This window comes from Sinomonas sp. (assembly GCF_036848755.1).
In the GTDB taxonomy this organism is placed as follows: domain Bacteria; phylum Actinomycetota; class Actinomycetes; order Actinomycetales; family Micrococcaceae; genus Sinomonas.
In genome coordinates, this window is record NZ_DAIUJO010000020.1 from 35,902 (window position 1) to 42,747 (window position 6,846).

Consider the following 6,846-nt stretch of genomic DNA (forward strand, 5'->3'; position numbering starts at 1 on the left):
CCGCCGCCCTCCGTCGCGCAGCCCCCCTCCGTTGCGCCGTCACCTCCGCAGGGTGTGCACCGTGCGGAGGTGACGGCGCAAGGGGATCAGGCCCGCTGGGACCGTGACTGGGCCACGAGCGCGCGGCGCAGATGGTCGCGCTGCTCGACGACGATGCGCCGCAGTGCTCGCGGCGCCTCCGCGTGGTCGGCGAGCCACGCGTCGGCGCGCCGCAGCACGCCGTCGTCCTCGGGCGCGGCGTCGGGGTCCAGATCGCTGCCCGGGAAGAGCCCGGACACGATCCGGCTCGCCATCTCGTTGGACCTCTCGGCCCACACCTTGCCCAGTGACGAGAAGTAGCGCTCCTGGAAGGGAAGGAGGAGCTCCGCAGACCCGAGGCCGAATCCCCCGATGGTCGCGCTGAGAAGCTCGTTGGAGAGGTCGTCGCGCTCGACGACGGCGCTCCAGGCTTCAGCCTTGGCGTCGGGCGTTGGGCGGGCCGCGAGGGCGAGGGCCCACCCCACCCGTCCCCGGGCGGTCGCGTCCCGCTCGAGCTCGGCTTCGAGCGCATGCTCGTCCGCTTCTCCCCGGGCGGCCAAGGCCTGCCACAGCGACCAGCGCAGCTCTGCGTCTGCCGCGATGCCCGGCACGGCGCCGTCGTCATCCAGGAGTGAGCGAACCAGAGCTAGCTGGCCGCCGCCGAACCGGCTGCCCCTCGCGAGTGCCCGCGCCCACGCAAGCTGTGGATCGGAGCCTGGATCGGCCTCCTTGAGGTGGCCGGCGACGCGAGCCAGATACTCCTCGCGGAGCGCGTCCCGTTCGCCGGCGCACGCATACCGCTCTATCGCGGTCCTTGCGTTGTCGAGCACGGTGAGAAGAACGCCGATGGTCGACTCGGACGGTCCGAACGCTGCGACGGCTCGCACATAGTCGCGAGCGGGGGCTCCGCCATCTCGTACCTCATGCCACAGCGCCGTCCAGCACAGGGCGCGGGCGAGCGGGTCCGCGATGTCGCCGAGGGACGCGCGGACTGTAGCCGACGACGTCGGGTCGAGACGGACCTTGGCGTACGTGAGGTCCTCGTCGTTGACGAGGATGAGATCAGGAGCAGGAAGCCCCGCCAATGCCGGCACCTCCGTCAGCTCGCCCGACGGTCCGCCGGCGATCTCGACGTCGACACCACGCGTGCGCTCGATCCTGCCGTCGACTCCCCGCGAATACAGACCCACGCGCAGCCGATGCGGTCGGGGCGCTGATATGCCGGTCACGGGGTCGAGTGCCGTCTGCCGCACGGCAAGCGCGGCGAGCCGGCCGCCGTCGTACTCGACCTCGGGTTCGAGCAGCGGGAGGCCAGCCGTTTGGAGCCAGGCAGCCGCCCACTCGTCCATCGGCCGACCGGACGCGCGGGCGAGCGCATCGAGGAGGTCCGACAGGGACGTGTTGCCGTAGGCGTGCTTCTCGAAGTACTCGCGGGCCGCTGCGAAAAAGGCGTCCTCGCCCACGTAGGCGACAAGCTGCTTGAGCACCGAGGCGCCCTTCGCATACGTGATCCCGTCGAAGTTCTGCTCGGCAGCCTCGAGATCCGGCACGTCGGCCACGATGGGGTGCGTCGTCGGGAGCTGATCCTGGACGTAGGCCCAAGCCTTGCGCCGGTTTGCGAAGTTCACCCACGAGGTCTCCCAGTCGGTCGCCCTCTCGACGCCGAGGGTCCCCATGTATTCGGCAAACGACTCCTTGAGCCAGAGATCGTCCCACCAGCGCATGGTCACCAGATCCCCGAACCACATATGGGCCATTTCGTGCAGAAGCGTGTTGGCACGGCCCTCGTACTGCGAATCTGCTGCCCGCGAAGCGAAGACGTAATGCTCCGTGAACGTCACGAGTCCCGGGTTCTCCATCGCGCCGAGGTTGTACTCCGGTACGAAGGCCTGTTCGTACTTGCCCCAGGGATAGGCCGGAGAGAAGACCGAATGGTAGAAGTCGAGCCCGCTTTTCGTCAGGGCGAAGATCCGGTCCGCGTCGAAGTGCTCGGCCAGTGAGGCACGGCAGTAGGCGGCGAGGGGGATGGTGAGCGGGGCCGTGCCGGCTCCCGACGGATCCGCGGCCGTTCCCGTCCAGCTGTCCTCTGCATAGTGATAGGGGCCCGCGAGGACGGCGGCGAGGTAGGTCGACATCGGAGGGGTGGGGCCGAAATCCCAGCGGGCGACGCCGAGGCTCGCGCCGTCGGCGTGGAGCTCGGCTCGGGTGACGGCTGGGCCGTTCGCGCTCACGACCCAAGGCGACGGCGCCAGGACCGTGAAGGCGATCGCGGCCTTGAGGTCGGGCTGCTCGAAGTTCGCGAAGTAGCGGCGGGCGTCGGCGGGCTCACACTGGGTGTACAGGTAGGTGCTGCCGTCGGCTGGGTCGACGAACCGGTGCAGCCCCTCGCCGCTCCTGCTGTACCGCGCGAGCGCTGTCACCTCGAGACGGTTCCGGCCCTCGAGGCCATCCAACCGGATCCGAGCGCCGTCGTACACGCTCGATTCGTCGAGCAGGCGGCCGTTAAGCACGACGCTTGTGACCGCTTCGCCGACGAAGTCCGCGAAGGTGCACGCGCCGGGGACCGCGCTGAAGTCGATCACGCTCGTCGTTTCGAAGGTGGTGCTGCCCGGATCCTCTGCGGCACGGAGGTCGAGGGTCACGTGGTAGGACTCGACGTTGATGAGTCGAGCGCGCTCGGCTGCTTCGTCGCGGCTCAGGTTCTCGTTCGACACGCCGCCATTCAACCACGCCTCGCCGACGAGCCAGGATGCGGCAATCCCGAAGACACGCCCGAAACAGCCGCCGCGACAACTGCCGAATATGCATGCGCCGCGAATTGGTGAAAAGCTGTCCCCTATGTCGGATCTCTTCGAGGACTACGCCGTCGCTGCGGCCCGGACGGGCGCATACGACGAGATGTTCGCCCCCGATCAGGTGGCACGCCCCACGTACCGCCAGCTCGAGGGAGCGCTCGCGAGCCTCGATCTCGCCGACGTGAGTTCGCGGGCCGATTCCATGGCACGAACGTTCCTCGACCGGGGGGTCACCTTCGACTACGCGGGGGAGGAGCGTCCGTTTCCGCTCGACATCGTCCCGCGGGTCATCTCCGCCGCGGAATGGAACGTCCTCGAGCGGGGGGTGGCGCAGCGGGTGCGCGCCCTCGAGGCGTTCCTCAACGACGTCTACAGCAAGATGTCCGTCGCGTCCGACGGGATCATGCCGCGCCGCATCATCACTTCCAGCAAGCACTTCCACCGGCAGGTGCACGGCTTCGAGCCCTCCGGGGGTGTGCGCGTGCACATCTCCGGCATCGACGTCGTCCGCGACGGCACCGGAACGTTCCGAGTTCTCGAGGACAACGTCCGGGTGCCGTCGGGGGTGAGCTACGTGCTCGAGAACCGGCGCGCCATGGCCAAGGGCCTTCCCGAGGCCTTCAGCCAGCAGCCGATCCGACCCGTCGAGGAGTATCCCCGGCGCTTGCTCTCCGCGCTGCGCCGGACCGCACCGGCGGGCGTCGACGAACCGACCGTCGTCGTCCTCACTCCCGGCGTCTTCAACTCGGCCTACTTCGAACACACGCTGCTGGCCGGGCTCATGGGTGTCGAACTCGTCGAGGGCCGGGACCTCATCTGCCGCGGCAACCGCGTCTACATGCGGACGACGGCGGGCGAGCAGCGGGTCGACGTCATCTACAAGCGGATCGACGACGACTTCCTTGATCCGCTGCAGTTCCGCTCCGACTCGATGCTCGGCTGCCCCGGCCTCGTGAACGCGGCCAGGGCGGGCGGCGTGACGATCGCGAACGCCGTCGGCAACGGGGTGGCAGACGACAAGCTCGTCTATTCGTACGTGCCCGACCTCATCCGCTACTACCTCGGGGAAGAGCCGATCATCGCGAACGTCGACACCTTCCGGCTCGAGGAGGACGCGGCACGTGAGGAGGTGCTCGACCGGCTCGAGGAACTCGTCGTGAAGCCCGTCGACGGGTCAGGCGGCAAGGGTCTCGTGATCGGTCCAGACGCGAGCCGGGAGGAGCTCGATGCACTCCGGCGGCGGCTCGTCGAGGACCCCCGCGGCTGGATTGCGCAGCCCGTGCTCCAGCTCAGCACGGTGCCCACGCTGAGCGGCAACAGGTTCGGTCCACGCCACGTGGACCTGCGTCCCTTCGCCGTGAACGACGGCGACGACGTGTGGGTCCTGCCCGGCGGGCTGACCCGGGTCGCGCTCAAGGAGGGCAGCCTCATCGTCAATTCGAGCCAGGGCGGCGGGTCGAAGGACACCTGGGTGCTTGCGGAATCCCGCAACGTGCCCATCGAGGCAGAGCCGAGGCACTCGATCAGCATCCGCGAACGAACCAGCGTCTGGCCCGTCGAGAGCAGCTGGCGGGATCGGCAGGCGGAACAGCAGCAGTGAGCCCGCGCCGTCGTCCGTCTGCCCCCGCCCGTACCGCGCCCGTCGTCGCCACCGCTCCCACCGCCCGAGGAGGCTTCCTTGCTCAGCCGCATCGCTGAATCCCTGTTCTGGATCGGGCGCTACGTCGAGCGCGCGGACGGGACGGCCCGAATCCTCGACGTCCACCTCGAGCGGCTCAATCACCTCCCTCCGGAAGACCAGCGCAGCGTGGCCCAGGACCTGCTCGGGGTGATGGGGTCCCGCCCGGACCACGACGAATTCGGGCTGCCGGAGCTCCTTCACGCCATCGCCTTCGACCGGACCCACGCGACGTCGATCGCGGGCTCCCTCGGCGCCGCGCGCGAGAACGCACGCCGGGCCCGTGAGACGGTGTCCTCGAGCCTGTGGGAATGCCTCAATACGACGTACTACGGACTGAGCCAGCACCGCAAGGACGTCGTAGGGACCTACCGCTTCTGCCACTGGGTGCTCGAGCGGACCGCGATGGTCGGCGGACTGACCGATACGACGATGAGCCACGACGAGAGCTGGCTCTTCCTGGTCCTCGGACGGTCCCTCGAACGAGCCGACATGACGGCGCGGATGCTCTCGACGCGCGAGGTGCACACGGCTGGCATGTCCTGGGTCAACATGCTGCGCTGTGCGGGCGCGTACGAGTCGTTCCTGCGGACCAGGCGTGCCGCCTTCGATGACCGGCATGCCGCGGAGTTCCTCCTCATGGACCGCCTGTTCCCGCGTTCGATCGTGTACGCGCTGCGCGACGCCGACGAAGCCCTCGCCAAACTCGATCCCTCGGATACCCGGCTCGGGCACATCAACGACGCACGGAGGATCGTGGGCCAAGCAAGGACATTCCTCGAGTTCCACCGGACCGACGACCTCATGGTCGAACTGCCCGAGCACATGGAACGGGTCCAGCGCGCCGTGGCCCAGGCGTCGGACGCGATCTCGCGGAAGTACTTCAATCGGGCTGACGAGCTGGCCTGGGTGGGAGAGGTTTCATGACCAGGCTGAGGATCGTCCACCGGACCGCCTACCGCTACAACCAGCGCGTCACGCTCAGCTACAACGAGGCACGCATGACGCCGCTCACCGAGCCGCAGCAAGTGGTCCTCGAATCGCAGGTCCGCGTTCTGCCGACCCAGGCGGCCGTGAGCACGTACCGCGACTACTGGGGAACGCGCGTGACGGCGTTCGACATGCAGTTGCCGCACGAATACCTCGAGGTGACGTCGACGACGACGGTCGAAGTGCATCGCGTCGAGCGGGCACCGGCGGAGGGATCGATTGTGCCGTGGGAGCGGTTGAGGAGCCCTGAGATCCAGGACCAGTTCAGCGACTGGCTCCCGCAGTCGCGGTTGTCTGGGCCCGGCGCCGAAGTGCTAGGGCGCGTGCCGCTGCTCGCTGAAGGACTGGATCCGAATGCGGCGGCCCACGCCGTGTTCGAGTGGCTGAGGGGCGAGATGCGCTACATGCCAGGCTCGACCGGCGTCACGACGGACGCAGAGCAGGCGTGGAACCAGCGGCAGGGCGTGTGCCAGGATCTCGCGCATCTCGCGATCGGCTCGCTGCGCAGCTTGGGCATCCCCGCGCGGTACATATCGGGCTATCTGCACCCGCGCTCGTCCGCCGAGGTCGGAGAGGTCGTCGCGGGTCAGTCCCACGCCTGGCTCGAGTGGTGGGACGGCGACTGGCGCAGCTGGGATCCGACCAACCACAAGCCGGCAGGAGACTTCCACGTGACGGTGGCCCGGGGCCGGGACTACCGGGACGTGCCCCCGCTCAAGGGGATCCTCTCCGGGGGCGGCGGATCGCATCTCGACGTGTCCGTGGAGATCGCTCGCCTCGCCTGACGTTTCGGGAGCCGCGAAGCCGCGGCCCCCGAAGGCCCCTTCTGGTATCTCCAGCCTCCAGCCTCTATCGGAAGACCGATCGCTTGGCGATCATGACCGTGGAGCCCCTCGGCTCCTCGACCAGCCGTCTTCCCAAGAGGCGCCACGCATCAGGAGGTTCCACCATGAAGGCACTCGTCTACCACGCTCCCGGCCAGAAGGCCTGGGAGGACGTACCTAATCCGGCCATCCAGGATGCGACGGATGCGATCGTGAAGATCGAGACGACCACGATCTGCGGCACGGACCTGCACATCCTCAAGGGCGATGTCCCAGCCGTGACTGACGGAAGGATTCTCGGCCACGAGGGCGTCGGGGTCGTCACCGAGGTCGGCTCGGAATGCACCAAGGTCAAGGCGGGTGACCGAGTCATCGTTTCGTGCATCAGCAAGTGCATGCGGTGTGACTTCTGCCGCTCCGGCCTGACCTCGCACTGCCAGACCCTCGGCGGGATCGGCTGGATCTTCGGCCACCTCATCGACGGGACCCAAGCGGAGTACGTCCGGGTGCCGTTCGCGGACAATGGTCTCATCTCCCTCCC

The 6,846-nt window shown here is 68.3% G+C and carries 5 protein-coding genes; 4 read left to right on the forward strand and 1 reads right to left on the reverse strand.

Annotated features, from left to right (window positions below; genetic code table 11):
- Positions 1-86 precede the first annotated feature (86 nt).
- A complete protein-coding gene (pepN, locus tag V7053_RS04995; RefSeq protein WP_334171165.1) occupies positions 87-2,732 on the reverse strand; it encodes an aminopeptidase N in 2,646 nt (881 codons plus the stop codon).
- A gap of 124 nt (positions 2,733-2,856) precedes the next feature.
- Between pepN and V7053_RS05000 the strand changes: the two genes are divergently transcribed.
- The 4 genes from V7053_RS05000 to V7053_RS05015 all read left to right on the forward strand — a co-directional run.
- Positions 2,857-4,413 (forward strand): circularly permuted type 2 ATP-grasp protein, encoded by a 1,557-nt coding sequence (locus V7053_RS05000; RefSeq protein ID WP_334171166.1) that lies wholly within the window; start codon positions 2,857-2,859, stop codon positions 4,411-4,413.
- 78 nt (positions 4,414-4,491) lie between these two features.
- Positions 4,492-5,418: an alpha-E domain-containing protein gene (locus V7053_RS05005; RefSeq protein WP_334171167.1), complete on the forward strand. Its 927-nt coding sequence runs from the start codon at positions 4,492-4,494 to the stop codon at positions 5,416-5,418.
- Complete coding sequence (locus V7053_RS05010) at positions 5,415-6,266, forward strand: transglutaminase family protein (RefSeq protein WP_334171168.1); 852 nt, start codon at positions 5,415-5,417, stop codon at positions 6,264-6,266. The genes V7053_RS05005 and V7053_RS05010 overlap by 4 nt, the downstream gene beginning before the upstream one ends.
- Positions 6,267-6,430: 164 nt before the next feature.
- On the forward strand, positions 6,431-6,846 hold a 416-nt coding region (locus V7053_RS05015; protein WP_334171169.1), incomplete at its 3' end, for an alcohol dehydrogenase catalytic domain-containing protein.

Bases quoted from the DNA above. Each gene is read 5' to 3' on its own strand.
- V7053_RS05000 (WP_334171166.1), top strand. From the start codon at position 2,857: ATGTCGGATCTCTTCGAGGACTACGCCGTCGCTGCGGCCCGGACGGGC.
- V7053_RS05010 (WP_334171168.1), top strand. From the start codon at position 5,415: ATGACCAGGCTGAGGATCGTCCACCGGACCGCCTACCGCTACAACCAG.